The sequence below is a fragment of the Streptococcus cristatus genome (genome assembly GCF_008369405.1).
GTDB lineage: Bacteria > Bacillota > Bacilli > Lactobacillales > Streptococcaceae > Streptococcus > Streptococcus cristatus_G.
Genome location: NZ_VSJJ01000003.1, coordinates 103,435 through 125,960, shown reverse-complemented (window position 1 = coordinate 125,960; position 22,526 = coordinate 103,435). Strand labels below are relative to the sequence as shown.

The following is a 22,526-nucleotide window of genomic DNA, read 5'->3' as shown; positions in this document are numbered from 1 at the left end:
CTCCAGCTTTTAGTCTTTATCTACATAAGAAAAGACATCTTCACCAAAGTATTTTTCCGATAATTTAGAGAGTGTCCCATCTTTCTCCAGCTCTTTAATAGCCTTTTCATAGGCTTTGGCAAACTCTTCATTCTTTTTATCTTTATGAATGAGTGGATAAGTAGGGATACCCTTATAAGGGAACCAACTCAACTGGTCCGCATACTGATGGTAGGAACCTGCCTTGTCTGTGACAGCTTTTTCAAAGGACAATTTAATATCAAAGAAGGCATCATAGCGACCTTCCAAGACCCAGGCATAGGCATCCGCTATCTGAAAAGACTCTGCTGCGGTCAACTCAATTGGGCTAGCGCTGTGCTTTTTGTTATACTCTTCAATCACCGTCCATTGAGCATTCTGTGGTGAAATCGGCACCAATTTCCCTTTTTCTTTGGCAAAATCATCAATATTTTTAAATTTATTTGCGTCTGCTTTTCGAATGGTGAAGCCGATGATACTAGCTCCGATAGGACTTTCTGGAATGATAAACTTCTTAGCCCGCTCTTCGGTGTACCAAGCTCCCTTGGTTCCGATATCATATTTCCCAGATTCCAAACCAATCAAAAGATCCTCGTCACTGGTGCCAGTATATTCGAACTGATAATCTGGCAATTTTTCATCAATGGCCTTGAGTACAGCCACTTCATACCCATCTGACTTGCCTTTTTCGTCCAAAAAGTCGTAAGGAACATAGTTTTGCGTATGAGATACTTTTAAAGTCGTGACCTTATCACTGCCTGATGTCGAACTACTCGCCTTGCTGGATGAAGCCCCCGTCAAGGTCCGTCCCAAATAAGTCGCAACGACAACAGCAATCACAGCTACTCCACCGATAATCCATTTTTTCTTACTCATTCTTTCATCTCCTTTTTATGCTAAACTCGCTGCTTGGCGAACCCACTCAATCCGCTCTGGATCAATATCACTTGGGATGGTGCAGTCAGCCCCGATAATCAAAGCATCCTTGCCAGCCTCTGCTATCAAGCGCTTGGTCTCGTCTTGAATAGCCGCTTGACTGCCCGTGTAGAGCAGGCCAGTCTTGCCATTTTCAAAGCCACCAAGAACAGTCCGACCGCCGAATAATTTGCGACCTTCTGCCAAACTGATGCCTTCTGGTCCAACTGCCCAGTTAATAACCTGAGCTGGATAATCTGTGAAAAGATGAACGTCATTTCGCGCGCCTTCGTAGCCACAAATATGCAGAATATTTACTCCGCCAGCTGCATTGGCTGCTTCCAGCACCGCCAATTCACTAGGAGCAATAAAAGTCTTATAGTCTTCAGCCGACACCCGCGCATCCTGAATGCTCTGAACGCTGAGGTAGATTCCATCCGCACCAGCTTCCTTGATAATGCGTTCTGTCAGAGCCGCAATATCTTGAGCAATTACATCCAGCACCCGCTTTGTCACTTCCGCATCCTCTGCTAGAAAATCTGCAATGATGTCATCCCCTCCAGCGACCTTGCCAACCAGCCATTTGAAATAGGTTACCGGCGCAAAAATATTGTAAATAGCGACCAAGTCCTCTGTGAAGCTAGCCCTAATCTTTTGAACCAACTCCACCTGCTCACTAATCCAAGGGTGGTCAGCGCCTAAAGGCTCAATATCTGCTAACTCCTTGATAGATTGGACCTTTTTCAAGCGCTCGTTAGGATAAGCAAAATAACCATCGCTCATCAACTTGACAAAGTCTGGCTTGACTTCTGATAGAAACGCTTGATGGCCCGCCAGGTTTTTCTCAATAATGGCCTGATTTCCAAAACCAGCCAGCCACTCCTCCTCGCTGGTAAAGTGATGCCAGAAACCAACTGGTACTCGATCAACTTTTTCTCCCTTAAAAGCTTTTAAAACCAACTCTCTTTTAGACATATCTTGCTCCTTTTCAATTTGATTGCTATTATCATATCACTGAAAAGTAAGCTTTCCAAATATATATTTCCTATCAGCCCGATTAAAAATATTTATAAGAGTAAATTAAAAAAGCTAGCTCGAGCTAGCTTTACCAAGGTTTTTCAGCTTTCGATGAAAAACCTTTTTTTCTTACTATTTTTAGAAAGACAAGATATATATTTTCTATGGGAGAGATAGGCAATCTTTATCAAAAGACCTCTACTTCGATCTTACTTACCCTTAGCTGCAAAATACTCCCGCACAAGCGGTGCAACCTTGGTGCCAAAGAGTTCGATAGACTGGAGAACCTGCTCATGCGGAAGCGATCCCAACGGCAGATGCAGCATGAAGCGGTCCAGTCCCAGCTCCTCTATCATCTTGATCAATTTCTGAGCGACCTTTTCAGGACTGCCTACAAACATGGCCCCCTCTGGCCCTACCTGATCTAGGTATTGCTCATAGGTCATCTCCCGCCAGTGAGGGCGGTCCTTGGAGATAGCGTCCACTACCTGCTTGGTCGGATGGAAGTAAGTCCGGACCGCCTCCTCATTGTCCTCCATGACCCAGCCCCAAGAGTGGGCAGCGATTTTCAACTTCTCATCTGAGTGCCCACTTTCCTGCCCAATCCAGCGATACGCATCCAGCAGGGGCTTGAAGCGCTTAGGCTGTCCACCGATAATGGCATACGCAATTGGCAGGCCCTTCTGGGCTACCTTAATGGTGGACTCGACATTGCCCCCCGTCGCTACCCAAACTGGCAATGTTTCTTGCACCGCTCGTGGGTAGACTTCCCGATTGTCAATAGTCTGCGTCAGCTTGCCCTCCCAATTCAACCGCGTCTCGGCACTGGCATAGAGGAGCAGATCCAGCTTTTCATCAAAAAGCTCTTCATAATCCTTCAAGTCATAGCCAAAGAGCGGAAAGGACTCGATAAAAGATCCACGGCCAGCCATGACCTCTGCTCTGCCATTTGACAAAGCATCAATCGTCGCATACTGCTGGTAGACTCGGATAGGATCCAAGCTCGACAAGACACTGACAGCACTAGTCAAGCGAATCTTCTCTGTCTTGACCGCACCAGCCGCCAGCACAATCTCCGGTGCAGAGACGGAAAAATCCTCTCGGTGATGCTCTCCAATACCATATACGTCCAGCCCTATCTTGTCTGCCAGCTCAATCTCTGCTACCAGCTACCGAATGCGTTCATCATGACTGTAAATCTACCCAGTCGCTTCCAGAGCAGTTGTTTCACAAAATGTTGAAATTCCTAATTCTACCATTCTGTTTCCTCGCTATCTCTTTTAGTTTTTAGGGTATTTTATCACTAGTTAGTTCTATTTTCAATGAATTTGCTCATTAGAAAAAGCCTAGATGAACTAGACTTTCTTAGTTTATTCTACCTGTAGTTTATTGTCTTTCAATGTTAACTTCGAGTTTTCTGTCAATTCTGTTTGTTCAAAAGTGTAAATCGTCTCACCCTTTGTATCAATCATGTACCAGGCTTGGTCTTTACGGACAACCAGGGCAAGCTCCGTACTATTTGTATCCTCGTTTTTGACAGACAAAGGAAAGGCCTTGTCCACACCTTCCAGAGCTACTTTCTCCCCTGTTTTTAATTCTACTAGGTAGTGTACTCCATCCTTGGTACCAAAACTGTAGTCCGCATTAATCTTTGTGTGGCTATCGTAGTCTTTCATTTGAATGGAAGTTCTATCTATACCTTCAAATGCCTTTTTAAATTGTTCTTTCTGCTCTTCAGCTTTCTTTTGATCTTGGGACTGAACCGTCTCTTGCACCGCAGCAATCCGTTCCATGTTTTGCTTTTTCGCTTGTCTCTCCTGATGGATCAAAATTGTCCTGATTAAGAAAGAACTAGATAAGGCGATACCAACCAGCATAGCAATAATATTTTTTTTCTTCATTTTCTTCTCCTTATAAAAAATTAGAGCCGAGCAAACATACTCCTCACTCAAGTATACCAAGAGAGAGCAAAAAAGTCTAGATGAACTAGACTTTCTTAGCTTATTCTACCGTTACAGATTTAGCGAGATTGCGTGGTTTATCCACATCCAATCCGCGGTGCAAGGTCGCAAAATAAGCAATCAATTGAGTTGGCACCACCATAGAGATTGGTGACAAATAAGGGTGAACTTGGCTCAGGACAATATCGTCTCCATCCTTAGCCACATTTTCCTCCGCAATGGTCAACACTTTGGCTCCACGCGCCACAACTTCAGAAACATTGCCGCGAGTATGGCTAGCCAAGACCTCGTCTGAAAGCAGGGCTAGGACAGGTGTTCCCTCTTCAATCAGAGAGATTGTACCGTGTTTGAGCTCACCAGCCGCGAAGCCTTCACACTGGATATAAGAAATTTCTTTGAGTTTTAAGCTAGCTTCCATCGCCACATAATAATCTTGACCACGGCCGATATAAAAGGCGCTGCGAGTTTCCGCCAATAAGTCACGAACCTTGCTTTCGATCAATTCTTTATCAGAAAGGATAGACTCGATAGACTGGGCTACGATAGACAGCTCATGAACCAAGTCAAACTTCTTAGCTTTTTCGTTGCCGTTGGCATCACCGACTGCCTTGGCCAAGAAAGCTAGGGCAGCGATTTGCGCGGTGTAGGCTTTGGTTGAAGCTACGGCGATTTCTGGTCCAGCATGGAGAAGCAAGGTGTGCTTCGCTTCCCGAGACAGGGTTGAACCTGGCACATTGGTCACTGTCAGGCTAGGAATGCCCAATTCATTGGCCTTGACTAAGACCTGACGACTGTCAGCAGTCTCACCAGATTGACTGATGAAGATGAAGAGTGGCTTCTTGCTGAGGAGTGGCATAGCATAGCCCCATTCAGAAGAAATACCTAATTCTACTGGCGTATCCGTCAGCTCTTCCAGCATTCGTTTAGAAGCGTAACCAGCATGATAAGAAGTTCCAGCAGCAATGATATAAATGCGATCCGCTTCTTGGACTGTCTTGATGATGGCAGGATCAATCAGCATCTGATTATTTTCATCCGCATAGGTGCTGATCAGCTTCCGCATCACGGTCGGCTGCTCGTCAATTTCCTTCAGCATGTAGTAAGGATAAGTGCCTTTGCCGATATCAGACAAATCCAGCTCAGCTGTATAGCTACCACGTTCAAGAACGTTACCATCGTAATCTTGTACTTCTACGCTATTTGCAGTCACGATAACCAACTCTTTATCATGGATTTCCATATATTCGCTGGTCTCACGAATCATAGCCATAGCATCGGAACAGACCATGTTATAGCCTTCGCCCAAGCCAATCAAAAGCGGAGATTTATTTTTGGCAACGTAGATCGTAGAAGGATCTTGGGCATCTACTAAGGCAAAAGCGTAAGAACCTTCGATAATGTGAAGAGCCTTGCGGAAAGCGTCAAGAACAGAGAGGCCGTCTTCTTCCGCAAATTTCCCAATCAGATGGACTGTAATTTCTGTATCTGTCTGCCCTTTAAAATCATGGCCAGCAAGATAGTTATTTTTGATATCCAGGTAATTTTCAATCACACCGTTGTGAACCAAAACAAAACGACCTGTCTGAGAAGTGTGAGGATGGGCGTTATTCTCACTTGGTTTTCCGTGGGTTGCCCAGCGCGTATGCCCAATACCTGTCGAACCTGCTACATCCATGCCAATCTTAGCACGAAGATCTGCAATTCGGCCAACAGACTTGACTAGGCTAGATTTTTCTCCTGTTGTCACAAAAATTCCAGCCGAATCATAGCCTCGGTATTCTAACTTTTCAAGTCCTTGCATCAAAATATCTGTTGCATTGCGATTTCCCACAACTCCGACGATTCCACACATAGATTTATTTCTAGCCTTTTGCTGGTAAAAGGCTAGTTCCTCCTTTATTAAAAATTGGTATAGTCTTATTTATCTTTTTATCGAGAGACAAAAACATTATACACACCGATTTGATATTTGTCAACATAAAATTGGTATAGTTTTGAGATGAAAAAAATATATTTAAGAATCAAAAAAGCCTCCCGTCGGAAGACCTTTCCTATAGGAATAAGCAAAACTAGGTTCAATGCCCCTTGTGCTTTTCCAATCGTTTTTGCTGTTTGAGTTCGAATTTCCTTTGCTTAGCCAGTTCTTTCTGCTGCTTGCGCTTGACCCGAGCGATTTGCTTTTGCTCTTCAAATTGCAGCTTCAGCGCTTCCTGAGACTTTGAAGAACGTGAAGCCATCTGCTCTTTTTTAGCCTGTCTCTGCTGGCGTTTAGGACTGATGGACTTAGTCTTCTCCTTCACCCTGATGCTGGGACCAAACTGCAACCGATGATAATAACGGTTTAGAAAATCCAACAATTCCTGCGTGCTAGGCTCTACACCAAAGGTGACTCGGCAAACTCTATAAGATTGAGCATGTTCCTGCTCGAAAAGACCGTGCCAAAATCCCTCTTCAAAATAAACTGTCAGCGTCATTGAAATCTTATCCATGACAGCACCTCCTTTAAAAAATCCCTAAGAATGGACAACCAAGGAGGAAGGTTACTGACAAAAAATGGTTTTTTGCGTCTGGACTACCAACCAGAACTGTGTTTTTATCTTAGTAGCTACAGTCTAGCAAGATTTTATGAAAAATTCAAGGAGAGCTAAAAATTGTACTGATCGAAGACAAAGTAAGACTAACGAAAAACCTCTGAATTCAAAAAGTAATTTTGAGATTGTTCTAAAATCTTAATGAAAACAAAAAAATCTCCCCGAAGGGAGAAGATCTGGTTTATTTTACCTTATAGTGCGAGAAACCGTAACCGAAGATCATACTTGAGTATATCGAGATAAGGTGACAACATAAAAAGCCCTCTGAGATCAGAGAGCTTTATTCTTGCTGGATAAAACGTTTATAGACTAGGCGACGAGACGAAGTCAACGAAGTATAGAAACGTTTTAGACGCAAGATTAACGACGAAGTCCAAGAGAGTTGATCAACTCACGGTAACGGTTAACGTCGTTTTTACGCAAGTATGCAAGCAAGTTACGACGGCGACCGATTTTCTTCATCAAACCACGGTAAGTAGCGTGGTCTTTTTTGTGTTGTTTGATGTGTTCGTTAAGGTGGTTGATTTCCCAAGTAAGGACAGCAACTTGAACCTCTACTGAACCTGTATCACCTTCGTGACGCGCATATTGTGCGATGATTTCATTTTTTTTCTCTTTTGAGATTGCCATGATAAGCTCCTTTTCTTTACGCTTCATCCGAGTGGCAGGCTTGGCAATTCCTGCAACCAAGAAGAAGTTATTTGTCTTTAAGACATTCCTATTCTATCAGGAAGCCAAGTTTTTGTCAAATCTTCTAATTTTCCGACAAAGTCAGCCAAATTTCACTAGCCAAAATGAGGATTTTCTACACATTTGCTCCAAGGCTCGATCTAGCTAGTCGCTTTTTGACTTTGGAGCGGGTTTAGCTTATACTGAGATTAAAATGATACGAGGAGAAGAGCTTATGAAATATCTTGAATTTGGAGAAAGCAAGCGAGAAATTTCCCAGATTATCATGGGACTGATGCGAATCGCCCAAATGTCCCCCAAAGAGGTGGAAGAACTGGTCGAAACAGCCTTGTCAGTCGGGATCAATGCTTTCGATCTCGCCGATATATACGGTGGAGGCAAGTGTGAAGAAATTCTGGGACAAGTGCTTAAAAATCGACCTGACCTGCGGGCTAAGATGTGGATTCAGTCCAAGGTGGGAATCCGCATAGAAGAATTCACCTACTTCGACTTTTCCAAAGACCATATCCTCGAAGCAACGGATGGTATTTTACAGCGTCTAGGTGTAGACCATCTGGACTCTCTGCTCCTGCATCGACCTGATGCCCTGATGGAGCCTAGTGAAATCGCTGAAGCTTTCGATCTGCTCAAATCTCAAGGAAAGGTTCTTGATTTTGGAGTGTCCAACCAGAATCCTATGATAATGGAACTTCTCAAAAAAGAGGTCAAGCAGCCCTTGGTGGCAAATCAGCTCCAATTGAGCGCAGCTTTTTCACCTGCTTTTGAAGCTGGCTTCCACGTCAACATGGAGGGCACAGCCGCAAATATGCGCGACGGTAGCATTTTCGAATACTGCCGCCTCAACGACGTCGTGATTCAGGCTTGGTCTGTCCTCCAGCACGGCTATTTCGAAGGCGTTTTTGTCGGTTCGGTTAAATACCCCAAGCTCAATGCCGTCCTAAACCGACTGGCCGACAAATACCAAATATCACCATCGGCAGTGGCTATTGCTTGGGTACTACGCTATCCAGCCCACATGCAGGCGGTCATCGGCACGATCAAGCCCAGCCGCATCATCGAATCAGCCAAGTCAGCAGATATTGAACTGACTAGAAAAGAATGGTACGAAATATACTTGGCCTCTGGAAAAGATCTTCCTTAAGAAATGATCCTAAAATCCGATTAATTTTTTACCAAGATGCTGGCTAAAGGACTGGCAGAAAAGCTGTCTAGAGCATATCTACTATATAGCTTAAAGGGCAAAATCACCTTGCACAAGATTAACTAGCACATAAAATTCCTATTTCACGAAAGGAAAAAATATATGAACCATTTCGATACAATCATCATCGGCGGAGGACCGGCTGGCATGATGGCTGCCATTTCCAGTTCTTTCTATGGACAGAAGACCTTACTCCTTGAGAAAAATAAACGATTGGGCAAGAAACTAGCCGGAACGGGCGGCGGGCGCTGCAATGTGACCAATAACGGAAGCCTAGATGACCTCATGGCCGGTATTCCAGGCAACGGGCGCTTTCTTTACAGCGTCTTTTCCCAGTTTAACAACCATGATATCATTAACTTTTTTACCGAGAATGGTGTCAAACTCAAGGTCGAAGACCACGGCCGTGTTTTCCCAGCGACAGACAAGTCCCGCACCATTATCGAAGCTTTGGAAAAGAAGATTGCAGAGCTAGGCGGCACTGTCATCACCAACACCGAAATCGTCTCCGTTAAAAAATCTGATGAGCTTTTCACTGTCAAATCCAGCGACCAGGCTTGGACCTGTCAGAAATTAATTGTGACGACTGGCGGCAAGTCCTACCCTTCAACTGGCTCGACAGGCTTCGGACACGATATCGCCCGACACTTCAAGCACACAGTAACTGACCTGGAAGCCGCTGAAAGTCCTCTTCTGACTGACTTCCCTCACAAAGCGCTTCAGGGGATTTCGCTGGACGATGTGACTCTAAGCTATGGCAAACATGTCATCACCCACGACCTGCTCTTTACCCACTTTGGCCTATCCGGTCCGGCTGCTCTGCGCTTGTCTAGCTTTGTCAAGGGCGGCGAAACCATCTATCTGGATGTCCTGCCACAGATGAGTCAGCAGGATTTGGCAGACTTTTTAGAAGAACATCGGGAAAAATCGCTGAAGAACTGCCTGAAAATCCTCCTACCCGAGCGAATGGCAGAATTTTTTGCCCAGCCCTTTCCCGAGAAAGTCAAACAACTCAATCTCAGTGAAAAAGAAGCTCTCATCAAGCAAATTAAAGAACTGCCCATCCCTGTCACTGGCAAAATGTCCCTGGCCAAGTCCTTTGTCACCAAGGGTGGCGTTAGTCTCAAGGAAATCAATCCTAAAACTCTGGAAAGCAAGCTCGTTCCCGGTCTCCACTTTGCCGGCGAAGTCCTAGACATCAATGCCCATACGGGCGGCTTCAATATCACTTCTGCCCTCTGCACCGGCTGGGTGGCAGGCTCAAATCCAATATATAAATAATTTAATGGCTAAATACCAAATAAGAAAGGAAGTCCTTTGGAACATATTATTTTACTAAGAGGTGTTACTCCTAATGGAAAGAATGCTATCCCCAAAATGTCTTATTTGGTAGATATTTTGACAGAAGCTGGTTTTCAACACGTTCGAACCTATATTCAAAGTGGGAATATCATTCTTGAAAGTGACTTAGATTTAGAAGAAATACGAGAATGCGTTCATACTCTGATAAAGGAAAAAATTGGGGCCGACTTAAAAATGGTTATCAAGAATAAGAATGATCTCGAAAAGATTATTCATGAGAACCCGTTTAGAGAAGACTATCTTCATGATCGTATACATGTGATTCTTTATCAGGGATTTATCCAAAGTCTGCCACTAGAAAGATTGAAAGCTGACTATGACGAGGAAGAAATTTGTCTAGGCGATCACTGTCTCTACCTCTATCTCCCTAGAACTGCCAAACGAAAAAAGCTCAATACCAACTATCTTGAAAAACTTTTTGGCGTGGATCTAACTATGAGAAAGTTAAACGTAATAGAAAAATTACTAACAAAATAGGAGAACAAGATGAACAGACGCGAAACCGTTGAATTCGTCAACATGTGCATGATTTATGACGGAGAAAAAGTTCTTGTCCAGGATCGAGTTAGTACCGACTGGCCTGGCATCACCTTTCCCGATGGGCATGTAGAGCGCGGGGAATCTTTTACCGATGCAGTTATCAGAGAAGTCAAAGAAGAAACTGGACTTACCATCTCCAAACCTCAACTTTGCGGCATCAAGGATTGGTATGATGATAAAGATTTTCGCTATGTCGTCCTACTCTACAAGACTAAGCACTATTCTTGTGCTACAATCCTCAGACGAAGGAAAGGTCTGGTGGGAAGATTTACAAAATCTATCACATCTGAAACTTGCAACCGAAGACATGTCAGATATGCTGCGTGTTTTTTTAGAGGACGATTTAAGTGAATTCTTTTACTATAAAGACGGCGACGATTGGCTTTATGACTTGAAGTAAAAAATGAGAGTGGGAAAGAAATTGGTAATTCGTTAGAATTCGATTTCGTCGTCCCACCTCCGCACAGTTGAGTAGGGCTGTAAAAGCTGATGAAATCAGCCTAGTAGAGCCCACTCAACCACTGCGTCTTGCTCGACAATCAAAAGACAATTTAGAGGCTAGGACTTTTGTCCCAGCCTCTTTTATTCTGTATTTGTCCGAACATAAGCTGCAATCACATCTGCTGTGTACTGGGCAGTTCCTGCCCCAAATTTGTCAATGTTTTCCTTAAACTCTGGGTTATAGACATAGCCTTTACCGATATAGCCGAATACCTCAATAGAGCAATCAAAGCCGTAAGTACGGATAGCTTGTAAGAGACGCGCTGCCTGCTCTTGATTTTCTGCTGCGTCAACTGGCAAGCCTTGCTGCATATTCTCTGCCAGACTTTGAAAAACTTGATTGAAGGCTTCAACAGATTCTTCTTCCCGTCCATTTTGACGAGCTAGTGCTTCCGCCATGACTTCTTGACCATATTCTTCTACAGCCTTTTGGTGGTATTTTTGATTGTCTTCGTAGGTAAAGCCTGCGAATTTTTCTTTCATTGTCATTTTTCTTTCTCCTTTTTCTTCTTGGATAGTTTTTTGCAAGGTGGAAATCAAGGTATCCAAGTGGTCTCTTTCCTGCTGCAAATACTCTAACTGCCTAACCAGATGCGGCAATAAGGCCTGATCGTCCTGACTCAGCAGCTCTGCTATTTTCTCTAGGGAAAAGCCCAAATACTTATAGTAAAGGATGACCTGCAGCCGCTCTAGATCAGTTTGACTGTATGTCCGATAGCCATTTTCTGATTTTTGAGGAACTAAAAGTCCGATTTTGTCGTAGTGATGCAGGGTTTTGACAGAGACACCCGAAAGCTGCGCAGCTTCTTTGATATGATACATGATAGACCTCCTTACCCTTATAGTATAAACCCTGACCAAAGGTCAGAGTCAAGCTTTTTTAGAAATTTTTTAACCGACTTAGAGTTTCCAAAGCGGCTAACATTTATTTACGAGAAACCATAGCAATAAAGCCCAGTTTTTCTTGATTCTTTTGGAACATCTTAAACATCTTCATAAATTGACTATAGTTTTCTTTCTTGAGGGCATTGAAGCAGATTTTCAGTGTGCCGCCCAGTCCTTCGTCATATATCATCCCTCGAAGACTCATCAAGGTCATTTCGCCGACAAATGTGTCTACACGGTCAAAAGCATGAGAGCGCGCTAGCTGAATCCAAGAGCCCTCTGTCAGAGGACCAACATTGACATTAATCGCACGAGATAGCTCTTCCCGAACATTCTCATCTTTTTGTTTGAGCATAACATCGTGGGTGAGGAGTACTCCGCCTGGCTTCAGCACCCGGTAGTACTCATCCATACATTTGTCCTTCCCCTTATCTGTCTGCATGGTCAGCATGGCTTCATTGATAACGATATCAAAAGAATTGTCATCATAAGGCAGCTTCATGGCATTAGCCTGCTCAAAGGTAACTAGCTTACCAACACCAGCCTTGTCTCCATCAAGCCGAGCCTGATTTAGCGCAGCCTTATCCAAATCAACTGCAGTAATCTGGCAGCCATATCTTTTAGCCAGCTCGATTGTTGTGGTTCCCATATTGCAGGCAACTTCTAGAACCTTCTTTTCGCTGGAAAACTGCCCCTGCTCAATCAGCCAGTCTGTTGCCAGCTTGCCACCAGGACGAAGACGTTTCTTTCCTAATTTTGCTAAGAATTTATGACCTGCTTCTGCCATTTCCGAACCTCCATGATTTTGATTGGTTCCATTATAGCATAAAACATTATATTTTCAGATAATTCTTAGAATTTAGCAAAAAAACAGACCGAATCGACTGATTCAATCTGTCTTGTACTTTCTTTACAAGCCAAGAAATCCAGCTAGAAAGCGCAGCAAGGCCACCAAGACTACACCAAATACAACAGTTGCGATTAAGTTTTTATACTTAAATGCCACATAGATCGTCGGAAAAACAGACAGCAAATCCAGCCATTTGAAGCTAGGGAGATTCCCAGACTGGGCAGTGGTGACGCTGGACAAAATCAGGGCAAAGATAATAGACACTGGCAAATATTTCAGAAAGCGCTCAACAATAGGCGGAAGTCCTTTATATTTTACCAAGATAAAAGGTAGGACCCGTGGAAGCCATGTGACTAGAGCTGAGCAAAGGATAGCCAACAAAATATACTTACTTATCATCTAAGAACACCCCCACCGTACAGCCTAGCAGAGTCGCAAAGAGTACCGCCAGTGAATTTTGAATCAAGATTGTCAAGGCCAAATAGGAAATCCCAACGACCAACAAAACAGACAGCAGCTTCTTCATGTCAATCCGCCGGAGCATAATCAGAAACTGAGAAGAAAAAATTCCAATAAACATTGCAACCAAAGCAAAATCTAGACCAAAGCTTTCAGGATTGGGCAAGAGGCCACCTAAAATCGTTCCCAGCACCGTTCCAAGGAACCAAGCACCATAGCTCAGCAGATTATTTCCATGCATCCACTGTGGCAAAATCCTCTTCGAGTGAATCTGCTCTCCCATCAAAACACCGTAGGACTCATCGGTAAGGAGACTCCCCATCGCAATATTTTGCCCCATGCTGAAGTCTCTAAAAATGCTAGAGGCATGTAGCCCTAGCAAGAAAAAACGCAGATTAATCAAAAAGACAGTCAAGGCAATGGCCAAAATCGGAGCACCTTGCGCAATCAAACCTATCATAGCAAACTGGGCACTGCCTGCATAAACCAAGAGGCTCATCAGGCCCATCTCCAAGGGATTCATATAAGGCGCCGCCATGATGCCGCAGGCTAGGCCAATCCCAATATAGCCCAGAGCCGTTGGCACTGCTGCTTTTGCCCCCTGTTTAAATGTCTGTCCGCGCATTCTGATCCTTTACTCCATCGTTTCAAAAGCCAGACTCGGCTTAGCATTGAGGTCCAAACTGGCAAAATTCTTCTTATTCCACTCACTGACGCTGGCATAGGCAATCATACCAGCATTGTCTCCGCAGAGGCGCAGAGGCGGAATAATCACCTTGACATCCTGAATCTCAGCTGCCAAGCGCTCTCTCAGGCCTTGATTGGCCGCAACGCCTCCCGCCACGACCAGAGTCTTGACCGGATATTTTTCCAGCGCTTTTTTAGTCTTGGCCATGAGAATATCCATGACCGCTGCCTGAAAGCTTGCTGACAGGTCTTGATTAGACAAGATCTCTCCTTTTTGTTGGGCATTGTGGTGCAGGTTGATAAAGGCCGACTTGAGACCGGAAAAAGAAAATTCTAGATTGTCTTCCTTGATCATAGCCCGCGGAAAATCATAGATATCCTGTCCTTGATGAGCCAGCTGATCAATCTCCCGACCTGCTGGATAGGTCAAGCCCATGACTCGACCCACCTTATCATAGGCTTCACCGACTGCATCATCGCGGGTCTCCCCCACAATCTTATAATCACCAGCCTGACTGACATAGACCAGCTCAGTATGGCCGCCACTGACCAAGAGAGCCAGCAAGGGAAATTCCAAGGGCTCCACGCTCTGAGCTGCCATCAGGTGCCCGGCCATATGATTGACTGGAATCAGGGGAATATCATGAGCCCAGGCAAAGGACTTGGCCGCTGCCAAGCCGACCAGAAGCGCCCCGACTAGACCAGGACCATAGGTGACCGCCACCGCTGTGACTTGCTCCTCGCTAATCCCTGCTTCTGCCAAGGCCTCCTCAATGCAAACCGTAATGACCTCCACATGGTGACGGCTGGCCACTTCAGGTACCACTCCACCAAAACGCTTGTGGCTCTCAATCTGGCTGGCAATGACATTGCTCAAAAGCTCCGTCTCATTCTTCAGAACCGCCACACTGGTCTCATCACAGGACGTCTCAAAAGCTAAAATATATCTATCTTTCATGGATCTCTCTTTTCATGACTATCGCGTCTTCCACCGGCGCATGGTAGTAGGCCTTTCGCCGCGCGATTTCTTCAAATTTTTCTTTTTTGTAAAATAGCAGAGCTGGCCTGTTTGACTCCCTAACTTCGAGGAAAATTTCTTTATCTGCTGGCAAAAAGTCAAACAAGGCTGTCGCGATTTTCTGCCCCTGATAGCTAGGCAATACAGCAATTTGCAGAACTTCTGCTTCAAAGTCTGTCTCCTGCCAGATTAAAAAGCCGACAAGCTGAGTCTCATCTGCTGCTATTGCACAACTGTTCACATCCGAACGCAGAACCTCTTCCATTTGTATGGCTGTCCAAGGACTGACCTCATAGACTGCAAGTAAGAGCTCTTCCAGCTCTTCTGCTAGAACTGCCGCGTCCACATTCAAGCTGTCGCTCCATTTTCTCAACTTAATCATAGGCGCTGAATGTAAGAATCGCTGGATTCCTGGTGGGTCTTGAGCCAATTTTCCTCGGCTTCTACCCGCTTGAGATAGTTAGGGACAAAGTCATGAATGGACTGGGCTGGCAGGTCTAAACCGAGACGACCAATAGCTGCTGCGTCTGGTAAGGTCGGCTGAAGGGCAGCCTGAGGAAGAGCAGCTTCAATCTGCTCCGCAAAAGTTGCTGTCTCTCCGACAAAAGTGACGGGCTGATTAGCAGCGCTAACTATGTCTAAAACCTCTGCCAAAGGAAGATGGGCCTCCGGCCGCATAGCCTGACCAGACTGATAAAAGCCAGCATAGACATTATTGCGGCGGGCATCCACGATGGGAATGACCAAACCTTCCACCTGCTCTGGTACTAAAGCCAGCAGACTAGACACACCGACCAGCTCGATCTTGAGGGTATGCGCTAAAGTCTTGGCTGTCGCCACCGCAATTCTCAGGCCTGTGTAGCTACCCGGCCCCTGCGCCACCGCGATCCGATCCAAATCAGCCGACTTCAAATCCAGACTATTCATCAGAAAATCGATAGCCGGCATAAGAGTAATACTATGATTTTTCTTGATATTGAGCGTCACCTGCCCCAAGATCTCCTCATTCTCTAAAATCGCTAGAGACAGAGCCTTATTTGACGTATCCATCGCTAAAATTTTCATCATGTTCTTCCTTACTCGAGTGGTTGCTTCTTATTATACTATAAAAGTGACCACAAGGGTAGAGAAGCAGTCATTTGATTATCCAGATTACCTCTTAAAAGCTTTTCTGAAAATCTCCACAATATTTTCTCGGCTATGTCTTTTACTAAAAGCTGGTTTTATGATATAATTGGTTAGAATTATATCGAATCAAGGTCAATCTACTACTCATAAAACTGAATAAAAGAAAACAGCTGATTAGCTGTCGTTTTCTGTAGCTTGATCATGAAAAATGGAAGGAAATAAAATGATTTACAAAGTTTTTTATCAAGAAACAAAAGAACGCAGCCCACGCCGTGAAAAAACACGTGCCCTTTACTTAGAAGTGGAAGCTGCCAATGAATTAGAAGGCCGCATCAAAGCCCGCAGATTGGTCGAAGAAAAGACTCCATACAATATCGAATTTATCGAGCTCTTGTCTGACAAACACCTTGAATACGAAAAAGAGTCAGGCGCCTTCGAATTGACGGAGTTATAACTATGGCATATAACTTAAAGAAAGAAGAAGTTGGTGTTTTCGCCATCGGCGGTCTGGGCGAAATCGGTAAAAATACCTACGGAATTGAGTATCAAGATGAGATTATCATCGTCGATGCTGGGATTAAATTTCCCGAAGACGACCTCTTGGGTATCGACTATGTTATTCCCGACTACTCTTATATCGTAGAAAATATTGATCGCGTGAAGGCCGTCCTCATCACCCACGGGCACGAGGACCATATCGGCGGCATTCCTTTCCTGCTCAAGCAAGCCAATGTACCTATCTATGCCGGCCCTTTGGCGCTAGCCCTCATTCGGGGCAAGCTAGAAGAGCATGGACTTTTACGGGATGCCAAGCTCTATGAAATCAATCAAAATACAGAGTTGACCTTTAAAAATCTGAAGGCGACTTTCTTCAGGACAACCCACTCTATTCCAGAGCCCTTGGGGATTGTCATTCATACGCCGCAAGGTAAGATTGTCTGTACCGGTGACTTCAAGTTTGACTTTACACCAGTCGGTGAGCCAGCAGACTTACACCGTATGGCCGCTCTGGGCGAGGAAGGCGTACTCTGCCTCCTGTCCGACTCGACCAATGCTGAAGTTCCGACCTTTACCAATTCCGAAAAAGTAGTTGGACAGTCTATTTTGAAGATCATCGAAGGCATTCATGGACGGATTATTTTCGCTTCTTTTGCCTCTAACATCTTCCGCCTCCAGCAGGCTGCTGAGGCTGCTGTCAAGACCGGTCGCAAGATTGCCGTCTTTGGCCGTTCTATGGAAAAAGCTATTGTCAACGGGATTGAGCTGGGCTATATCAAGGTTCCCAAAGATACCTTCATCGAGCCAAACGAGCTCAAGGACTATCCAGCTGGTGAAGTGCTGATTATGTGTACAGGAAGTCAGGGTGAGCCCATGGCAGCCCTGTCTCGGATTGCCAATGGTACCCACCGTCAGGTTCAGCTGCAGCCTGGAGATACAGTCATCTTCTCATCCAGCCCTATCCCTGGTAATACGACCAGCGTTAACAAGCTGATTAACATCATTTCTGAAGCTGGTGTAGAAGTCATTCACGGTAAGATTAACAACATCCATACCTCTGGACACGGTGGCCAGCAGGAGCAAAAGCTCATGCTTCGCTTGATTAAGCCTAAATATTTCATGCCAGTTCATGGTGAATACCGCATGCAGAAAATCCATGCAGGCCTGGCCGTTGATACTGGAGTGCCAAAAGATAATATCTTCATCATGAGCAATGGTGACGTGCTGGCTCTGACAGCTGACTCAGCTCGTATTGCTGGTAGTTTCAACGCTCAGGATATCTATGTCGATGGGAACCGCATTGGTGAAATCGGAGCTGCAGTCCTGCGCGACCGTAAAGACCTGTCAGAAGATGGCGTGGTTCTGGCTGTCGCAACGGTTGACTTTGAGTCCAAGATGATTTTAGCCGGTCCAGATATTCTCAGCCGCGGCTTTATCTACATGCGCGAATCAGGCGACCTCATCCGCCAAAGCCAGCGTATCCTCTTCAATGCCATTCGCATTGCCCTTAAGAATAAAGATGCCAGCGTCCAATCTGTTAGCGGCGCTATCGTCAACGCCTTGCGTCCTTTCCTCTACGAAAGTACCGAGCGCGAACCTATTATTATTCCGATGGTGCTTACACCAGATGAAGACAACTAAAAAACAAGCTTTGCTAGACTAGCAAAGCTTGTTTTTTGTAAACTTTAATGGTGATTGCCAATTGACTTCTATCTATTTGAGAATAGCTCACTTTAACCACTTGATGAAATGGTATTTAGTCACACCTTTTTGTGGAACATCTTCCAGACTGGCGTAGATTTCATAGCCTTGCTTGACGTAAAAATCCTTGGCCTGATAAGACTTGGTGGACAAGGTAATGCTAGTTACTCCAGCTTCTGTAGCTTTTTCTTCTAATTCTGCCAGCAGACTAGCTCCCAAGCCCTTTTTCTGGTGTTCCTTATCTACCACTAAGGCCTTGATATGGATGTTTTCCAACACCTGCTGGGCATGGAGCAAGGCGATTAAGTTTCCTTCCTCTTCCCGTGTCAGATAATAATCCTTGGGCTCAAGTTCTTCAAGCCTAGCTGATCCAAAAGAAGCCTCATATTGCTCCTTGAAAACTTGCTTGATAAAGTCACGAAATTCTGTCATTTCTTGCTACTTTCAGAATCCTTATAGCATTTCCCTACACTGATATAGGGAAATCCTGCTTGCTAAACCAAGTACAATCGGGCTCAGCTATTTAACACGCCAAGCCCGAATGGTAGATCATAGATAATCCGTCAGAAGGATTATTGTTCCTTTTTCTTGCTTCCAGCTAAGCCAAGGAAGGCCAAGACAGTGCCTAGTAAAGTCATCGCCCAAGCTGATGATGTTCCAGTTTGAGGAAGTTTAGCGGTCTTAGAAACAGCTGCTTCTGAAGATTTAGCAACCTTTGTCTCAGCTACTTTCTGCTCTGCTGAAGGCGCTGAATCAGTTGGAGTTGTTGGGGTTACTGGGGTTACTGGGCGCTCAGCTGGCTGATCTTTGGCAAGAGGAGTCACTGATGGAGCAGGCTGAACGATCGGCACTTCGATTTGACCAAGACTAGGTTTCGTTTCTTTAGTGCCCACTTCTACTAGCTCATCCACTGGTGCTTTAGAAACGGAAGACTCAACAACCTTTCGACTGCCATCTAGCGCAGATACTTCCACTAGATTCATTTTTTCGCCCTTGCTTCCTGTTTGAACAACTTTTCGTTGACCTTTTTCAAGCTCTGGATTCAATATTTCTTTTGTCTCAAAATCAAGCTCTTCTGTTTGGATATCCAGATATGGCTTATCCTCAACTAAAGCAGCTTTCTCATCCTGAGCTGTGCTACCATTATGGCTAAGTGGCTTCAGATTTTCACGCGCAGCTTGAAGTTTAGCGACCAGCTTATCTACCTCAGCCTGTTTATTCCGATTCAATTCCCAGTCGATATCATCTTGGGCAGCCTTCAGACTAGCAACAGACTCTGGCGTATAGATGCTCAAATCGCTAGGAACCTTGGCTAATTCATCTCGGACAGACTCATAGTTGGCCTTGAAGTAATCTTTATTGTGATCAGCAAATGCTGTCATCAATTTGAAAATCTCTTCTTCCTTGTACTCAGCTTGTGGTCTATCTGCCCAGATAGCAAGCATGCTGCCGACTGTTGGGAGAGAGACTTCTGGATACTTGGTAGAGGCCAGTTGGTTAAATGGTGTCTTTTCAGTATTTTCAAGTGCTTTCTGTAAGAAACCACCACCATCTTCCGGTTTTTGCCCTAAGATATAGTACCAGTCCCCATTGGTATTGAGGAATTTATAGCCTTTGCTTGCTAGATACTGAGGTGATGCAAGGTTATAACCCCACCATCCCTTAGACCAGTAAGAGATCAAGACATCCTTGTCAAACTCAACATCATCCTTGTCTTCGTAGTAGAAGCCATCGTTGAAGGCCATTGGCTGAAGGCCTCGCTCTTTAGCCATAGCAGCAAGCGTGTTGGCATATTCTGCAAACTTGCCGTAGAGGTTGTAGTATTTCAGATAATACCAACCTTGAGCATTTGTCGCATCGTTGGCATACTCATCTGTACCATAGTTGAAAATCTTTGATTTTCCTGCAAAGTAGTCCATGTACTTGCCAATCAAGGCCTTGGTGAAAGCTTTTGCTTCTTCATTTTCCAAGTCCATAGTGGTCTTAGAAAGATTGTCAAAATAAGCTTGCGGATTCTGAATGCCTAATTTTTCCATAGCCACCAGAAGAGCATCCATGTGACCAGGACTATTGAGCGCTGGAATCACCCCGATACCCTTTTGTTTGGCATAGCTGATCAACTCATCCATTTCTTTCTGGCTCAGAGCATTTCCATTTGGATCATCGTAGTAGGATTTAGTACCTTCAGTGATAGCTTCTTTGACTTGGTCACTCTGGTAAGTCTTCCCGTTGGCCTCAATGGTCATATCGTCCAGCATGAAGCGCATTCCGTCATTTCCGACCAGCAAGTGCAAATCAGAGTAGCCTAACTCACTAGCTTTGTCGACAATTCTCTTGAGCTGATCTAGTGAGAAGTATTTACGGCCTGCATCAATGGAAATAACCTTGTTCTTAGCTACTTTTTCACGTTCTGCTTGCTTGTCCAAAATCTTTTGATAAGCTTCTGTTGGTTTTAGATTTTCACGGGCTGCTTTTAGCTCGGCAACAAGCTGGTTGATGGTACCTTGTTGCGCGCGACTCAGGTTTTCATCCAAGGCTCTGACCGCTTTTTCAGCTTCCTTGAGTCGAGCAATACTTTCCTCTGTATATTTAGCTGCTAAGTCACTTGGAATAGCTTCTAACTCTGCAGCTGCATCTTGGTAATTAGCTGCAAAATATTCTGCATTGCGATCCGCAAAGCGACGCATCAATTTATAGAGTCGAGATGCAGAAAAACGAGCAGAAGGCTCATCAGCCCAAGCAGCTACCATGCCTCCCATAATCGGAATATCTGCCCCTTCTGATTTAGGAACGCTGGTAATTGGAGTAGAGGCAATTCCTTTCAAGCCTTGATCCAAATTGTACCAGCCTTGGCCATCTGCATTGCGTCCCAAGACATAATACCAAGCATCATTGGTATTCAAAATTTGATGTCCTTTTTCAGACAAGAGTTTAGAAGAAGCTACATCATAGCCACCCCAGCCACCAGTCCAGTAAGAAACAATAATATCCTTGTCGAACTCGCCGAAAGTTTGGTCAGAATTATAGTAAATACCGTCATTAAAGGCCATTGGCTTCAAGCCATGACTCTTAACAATTTTAGCTAGGTCATTGGCATAAGCGATGAATTTTTCGTAGCCCTTTTCTGGATAACCTTCTCCTGGATAGTACTTGTCTGCCTGCAGAACCTGCCATCCCTTCGCATTGGTCGCATCATTGGCATACTCATCCAAACCAATATTGAAAATATCCGTCTTTCCTGCAAAATAGCCTGCATATTTATCAATCAAAGCCTTGGTAAAATCAATAGCTGTCTGATTGTTTAGGTCAACTGTCCGTGCAGATTCCTTGCCAAAGTAGTTAAAGTTTGGATTTTTAATGCCCAACTCCTTCATAGCATGCAAGATAGCATCCATGTGGCCAGGGCTATTGATGGTCGGAACGAGACCGATACCTTGCTTTTTAGCATAGTCAATCAAGTCCGTCATTTGAGCCTGCGTCAAGTGATTGCCATTTGGATCATTGTAATAAGCATTGGTTCCTTTTTCAATAGCTTTCTTGACATCCTCGCTGGCATAAGTCTTATCACCAACAGTCAAGGACATATCATCCAATTGGAAGCGTAGACCATCATTCCCCACCAGCAAATGCATGTCCGTGAAGCCAAAGCGTTTCGCCTTGTCTACGATTTCCTTCAGTTGCTCAGGGCTAAAATACTTACGGCCTGCATCAATCGAAACCATTTTCCGCATAGCCAGCTTTTCATCTATCTGACTAGCTTTCTCCGTTTTAGGAGTTTCACTAGGCAGGGTTGCCTTAGACTCATCAGAATTTGTAGAAGAACTTTCTGTTGCAGTCACTGATTTTTCAGCGACTGTATCCAGTTTTGGCTCCTCTGCCACTGTTTTTTCTGCTGGAGCCTCTGCTGCCACAGCTTGAGGCTTAACTTCCTCACTATTTTTAACAACTGCTTCTGGCAAGGCCTCGCTGCTAGCCTGGGCTTCCACAGGAGCAATTTCCTGCACCCCTTCTCCTGCACTGGCTACAGCCGGTCCTGTCGTAGTTACAATACTTGTAGGCGTTGCTTGTACCTCGTCAGCTGAAACGACTTGTCCTGCCAAACAAAAACCGACTAGGACAGATGCTGCCCCGATTGAAAGTTTCCGAATAGAAAAACGTTGCTTTCTATTAAAGATCATCATAAAATCTCCTTTTAACATGTTCCGCTTCTTTATGCAAGCGGTTTCTTTTTCTTCTATTATAGTTTATCCCCTACCTTTCATCAATAATGTCTCCGCAAGATTCTATAGTTAAATGACAAATAGATTAAATCTAGAGCCATATTTTTATAAGGCGAATTGTTACAATGCAGATGTCAAAACAATCGAGCCATTTTGCTCTATTCATCTCGTTTGAAAGCCTGAGGCAAGCCAGTTAAGCTACCAAAATAAAAAAAGAGAAGACTAAATAGTCTCCTCCAAGTTTTTGATTAAATTGTCCTACTGCTGCTGAGAGGAAATTCTAG

General features: G+C 44.5%; 20 protein-coding genes and 2 pseudogenes. 6 read left to right on the top strand and 16 right to left on the bottom strand.

From position 1 onward, the window contains the following. Positions 1 to 9: 9 nt before the first annotated feature. The 7 genes and pseudogenes from FXF62_RS04450 to rpsO all read right to left on the bottom strand — a co-directional run bounded on the left by FXF62_RS04450 (position 10) and on the right by rpsO (position 7,132). Positions 10 to 894 (bottom strand): transporter substrate-binding domain-containing protein, encoded by an 885-nt coding sequence (locus FXF62_RS04450; protein WP_149517812.1) that lies wholly within the window; start codon positions 892 to 894, stop codon positions 10 to 12. Between the two features lie 15 nt (positions 895 to 909). Beyond that, positions 910 to 1,908 (bottom strand): uroporphyrinogen decarboxylase family protein, encoded by a 999-nt coding sequence (locus tag FXF62_RS04445; protein WP_149517811.1) that lies wholly within the window; start codon positions 1,906 to 1,908, stop codon positions 910 to 912. A 251-nt stretch (positions 1,909 to 2,159) separates the two neighbouring features. Then, a pseudogene (locus tag FXF62_RS04435) lies at positions 2,160 to 3,149 on the bottom strand (LLM class flavin-dependent oxidoreductase). Positions 3,150 to 3,320: 171 nt separating this feature from the next. Beyond that, positions 3,321 to 3,851 carry a hypothetical protein gene (locus FXF62_RS04430; protein ID WP_262881586.1) on the bottom strand — a complete coding sequence of 177 codons (531 nt, stop codon included), beginning with the start codon at positions 3,849 to 3,851 and terminating at the stop codon, positions 3,321 to 3,323. Positions 3,852 to 3,951: 100 nt separating this feature from the next. After that, complete coding sequence (glmS, locus tag FXF62_RS04425) at positions 3,952 to 5,763, bottom strand: glutamine--fructose-6-phosphate transaminase (isomerizing) (RefSeq protein WP_149517809.1); 1,812 nt, start codon at positions 5,761 to 5,763, stop codon at positions 3,952 to 3,954. 223 nt (positions 5,764 to 5,986) lie between these two features. Next, positions 5,987 to 6,400 (bottom strand): YjdF family protein, encoded by a 414-nt coding sequence (locus tag FXF62_RS04420; protein WP_149517808.1) that lies wholly within the window; start codon positions 6,398 to 6,400, stop codon positions 5,987 to 5,989. Between the two features lie 462 nt (positions 6,401 to 6,862). Further along, positions 6,863 to 7,132, bottom strand: coding sequence for a 30S ribosomal protein S15 (gene rpsO / locus FXF62_RS04415; RefSeq protein WP_001018251.1), 270 nt, complete (start codon positions 7,130 to 7,132; stop codon positions 6,863 to 6,865). A 274-nt stretch (positions 7,133 to 7,406) separates the two neighbouring features. On the opposite strand from rpsO, the gene FXF62_RS04405 reads away from it, so the two are divergent. The 4 genes and pseudogenes from FXF62_RS04405 to FXF62_RS04390 all read left to right on the top strand — a co-directional run bounded on the left by FXF62_RS04405 (position 7,407) and on the right by FXF62_RS04390 (position 10,695). Further along, positions 7,407 to 8,333 carry an aldo/keto reductase gene (locus FXF62_RS04405; protein ID WP_149517806.1) on the top strand — a complete coding sequence of 309 codons (927 nt, stop codon included), beginning with the start codon at positions 7,407 to 7,409 and terminating at the stop codon, positions 8,331 to 8,333. A gap of 162 nt (positions 8,334 to 8,495) precedes the next feature. Beyond that, complete coding sequence (locus tag FXF62_RS04400) at positions 8,496 to 9,674, top strand: BaiN/RdsA family NAD(P)/FAD-dependent oxidoreductase (protein ID WP_149517805.1); 1,179 nt, start codon at positions 8,496 to 8,498, stop codon at positions 9,672 to 9,674. A 36-nt stretch (positions 9,675 to 9,710) separates the two neighbouring features. Next, positions 9,711 to 10,232 carry a DUF1697 domain-containing protein gene (locus FXF62_RS04395; protein WP_149517804.1) on the top strand — a complete coding sequence of 174 codons (522 nt, stop codon included), beginning with the start codon at positions 9,711 to 9,713 and terminating at the stop codon, positions 10,230 to 10,232. A 9-nt stretch (positions 10,233 to 10,241) separates the two neighbouring features. Beyond that, positions 10,242 to 10,695: pseudogene (locus FXF62_RS04390) on the top strand (NUDIX domain-containing protein). Positions 10,696 to 10,877: 182 nt separating this feature from the next. Here FXF62_RS04390 and FXF62_RS04380 read toward each other — a convergent pair. From FXF62_RS04380 to tsaB, 7 genes are all read right to left on the bottom strand, one after another. Next, on the bottom strand, positions 10,878 to 11,618 hold the full coding sequence (locus tag FXF62_RS04380) for a MerR family transcriptional regulator (RefSeq protein ID WP_149517803.1): 741 nt from the start codon (positions 11,616 to 11,618) through the stop codon (positions 10,878 to 10,880). Between the two features lie 103 nt (positions 11,619 to 11,721). Further along, positions 11,722 to 12,468 carry a class I SAM-dependent methyltransferase gene (locus tag FXF62_RS04375; protein WP_149517802.1) on the bottom strand — a complete coding sequence of 249 codons (747 nt, stop codon included), beginning with the start codon at positions 12,466 to 12,468 and terminating at the stop codon, positions 11,722 to 11,724. Positions 12,469 to 12,591: 123 nt separating this feature from the next. Further along, positions 12,592 to 12,930 (bottom strand): AzlD domain-containing protein, encoded by a 339-nt coding sequence (locus FXF62_RS04370; protein WP_149517801.1) that lies wholly within the window; start codon positions 12,928 to 12,930, stop codon positions 12,592 to 12,594. Next, complete coding sequence (locus tag FXF62_RS04365) at positions 12,920 to 13,615, bottom strand: AzlC family ABC transporter permease (protein ID WP_149517800.1); 696 nt, start codon at positions 13,613 to 13,615, stop codon at positions 12,920 to 12,922. The genes FXF62_RS04370 and FXF62_RS04365 overlap by 11 nt, the downstream gene beginning before the upstream one ends. Positions 13,616 to 13,624: 9 nt before the next feature. Continuing rightward, entirely contained in the window at positions 13,625 to 14,635 is a 1,011-nt protein-coding gene (gene tsaD / locus FXF62_RS04360) for a tRNA (adenosine(37)-N6)-threonylcarbamoyltransferase complex transferase subunit TsaD (protein ID WP_149517799.1), read from the bottom strand. After that, positions 14,625 to 15,077, bottom strand: a complete 453-nt coding sequence (gene rimI, locus FXF62_RS04355) for a ribosomal protein S18-alanine N-acetyltransferase (RefSeq protein WP_149517798.1) — start codon at positions 15,075 to 15,077, stop codon at positions 14,625 to 14,627. Before rimI ends, tsaD begins: the two co-directional genes overlap by 11 nt. Further along, positions 15,074 to 15,760: a tRNA (adenosine(37)-N6)-threonylcarbamoyltransferase complex dimerization subunit type 1 TsaB gene (gene tsaB, locus FXF62_RS04350; protein WP_149517842.1), complete on the bottom strand. Its 687-nt coding sequence runs from the start codon at positions 15,758 to 15,760 to the stop codon at positions 15,074 to 15,076. The genes rimI and tsaB overlap by 4 nt, the downstream gene beginning before the upstream one ends. A 286-nt stretch (positions 15,761 to 16,046) precedes the next feature. Here tsaB and FXF62_RS04345 point away from each other — a divergent pair, with 286 nt between their 5' ends. Together FXF62_RS04345 and rnjA are read left to right on the top strand one after the other, a co-directional pair. Beyond that, positions 16,047 to 16,277, top strand: coding sequence for a DNA-dependent RNA polymerase subunit epsilon (locus tag FXF62_RS04345; RefSeq protein ID WP_149517797.1), 231 nt, complete (start codon positions 16,047 to 16,049; stop codon positions 16,275 to 16,277). 2 nt (positions 16,278 to 16,279) lie between these two features. Further along, complete coding sequence (rnjA, locus tag FXF62_RS04340) at positions 16,280 to 17,962, top strand: ribonuclease J1 (protein ID WP_149517796.1); 1,683 nt, start codon at positions 16,280 to 16,282, stop codon at positions 17,960 to 17,962. Between the two features lie 87 nt (positions 17,963 to 18,049). Here the strand turns inward: rnjA and FXF62_RS04335 are convergent, their stop codons facing one another. Both FXF62_RS04335 and strH read right to left on the bottom strand, forming a co-directional pair. After that, complete coding sequence (locus FXF62_RS04335) at positions 18,050 to 18,454, bottom strand: GNAT family N-acetyltransferase (RefSeq protein WP_149517795.1); 405 nt, start codon at positions 18,452 to 18,454, stop codon at positions 18,050 to 18,052. Between the two features lie 140 nt (positions 18,455 to 18,594). Then, positions 18,595 to 22,200, bottom strand: coding sequence for an LPXTG-anchored beta-N-acetylhexosaminidase StrH (gene strH, locus FXF62_RS04330; protein WP_149517841.1), 3,606 nt, complete (start codon positions 22,198 to 22,200; stop codon positions 18,595 to 18,597). Positions 22,201 to 22,526: the final 326 nt, after the last annotated feature.

Excerpts from the sequence above, each read along its gene's own strand:
- FXF62_RS04400 (WP_149517805.1), top strand. The coding sequence starts at position 8,496 with ATGAACCATTTCGATACAATCATCATCGGCGGAGGACCGGCTGGCATG.
- FXF62_RS04345 (WP_149517797.1), top strand. The coding sequence starts at position 16,047 with ATGATTTACAAAGTTTTTTATCAAGAAACAAAAGAACGCAGCCCACGC.
- FXF62_RS04450 (WP_149517812.1), bottom strand. The coding sequence starts at position 894 with ATGAGTAAGAAAAAATGGATTATCGGTGGAGTAGCTGTGATTGCTGTT.
- FXF62_RS04370 (WP_149517801.1), bottom strand. The coding sequence starts at position 12,930 with ATGATAAGTAAGTATATTTTGTTGGCTATCCTTTGCTCAGCTCTAGTC.
- tsaB (WP_149517842.1), bottom strand. The coding sequence starts at position 15,760 with ATGAAAATTTTAGCGATGGATACGTCAAATAAGGCTCTGTCTCTAGCG.
- FXF62_RS04430 (WP_262881586.1), bottom strand. The coding sequence starts at position 3,851 with ATGAAGAAAAAAAATATTATTGCTATGCTGGTTGGTATCGCCTTATCT.
- strH (WP_149517841.1), bottom strand. The coding sequence starts at position 22,200 with ATGATCTTTAATAGAAAGCAACGTTTTTCTATTCGGAAACTTTCAATC.
- tsaD (WP_149517799.1), bottom strand. The coding sequence starts at position 14,635 with ATGAAAGATAGATATATTTTAGCTTTTGAGACGTCCTGTGATGAGACC.
- FXF62_RS04375 (WP_149517802.1), bottom strand. The coding sequence starts at position 12,468 with ATGGCAGAAGCAGGTCATAAATTCTTAGCAAAATTAGGAAAGAAACGT.
- FXF62_RS04335 (WP_149517795.1), bottom strand. The coding sequence starts at position 18,454 with ATGACAGAATTTCGTGACTTTATCAAGCAAGTTTTCAAGGAGCAATAT.
- rpsO (WP_001018251.1), bottom strand. The coding sequence starts at position 7,132 with ATGGCAATCTCAAAAGAGAAAAAAAATGAAATCATCGCACAATATGCG.
- FXF62_RS04365 (WP_149517800.1), bottom strand. The coding sequence starts at position 13,615 with ATGCGCGGACAGACATTTAAACAGGGGGCAAAAGCAGCAGTGCCAACG.
- rnjA (WP_149517796.1), top strand. The coding sequence starts at position 16,280 with ATGGCATATAACTTAAAGAAAGAAGAAGTTGGTGTTTTCGCCATCGGC.
- glmS (WP_149517809.1), bottom strand. The coding sequence starts at position 5,763 with ATGTGTGGAATCGTCGGAGTTGTGGGAAATCGCAATGCAACAGATATT.
- FXF62_RS04405 (WP_149517806.1), top strand. The coding sequence starts at position 7,407 with ATGAAATATCTTGAATTTGGAGAAAGCAAGCGAGAAATTTCCCAGATT.
- FXF62_RS04445 (WP_149517811.1), bottom strand. The coding sequence starts at position 1,908 with ATGTCTAAAAGAGAGTTGGTTTTAAAAGCTTTTAAGGGAGAAAAAGTT.
- FXF62_RS04380 (WP_149517803.1), bottom strand. The coding sequence starts at position 11,618 with ATGTATCATATCAAAGAAGCTGCGCAGCTTTCGGGTGTCTCTGTCAAA.
- FXF62_RS04420 (WP_149517808.1), bottom strand. The coding sequence starts at position 6,400 with ATGGATAAGATTTCAATGACGCTGACAGTTTATTTTGAAGAGGGATTT.
- rimI (WP_149517798.1), bottom strand. The coding sequence starts at position 15,077 with ATGATTAAGTTGAGAAAATGGAGCGACAGCTTGAATGTGGACGCGGCA.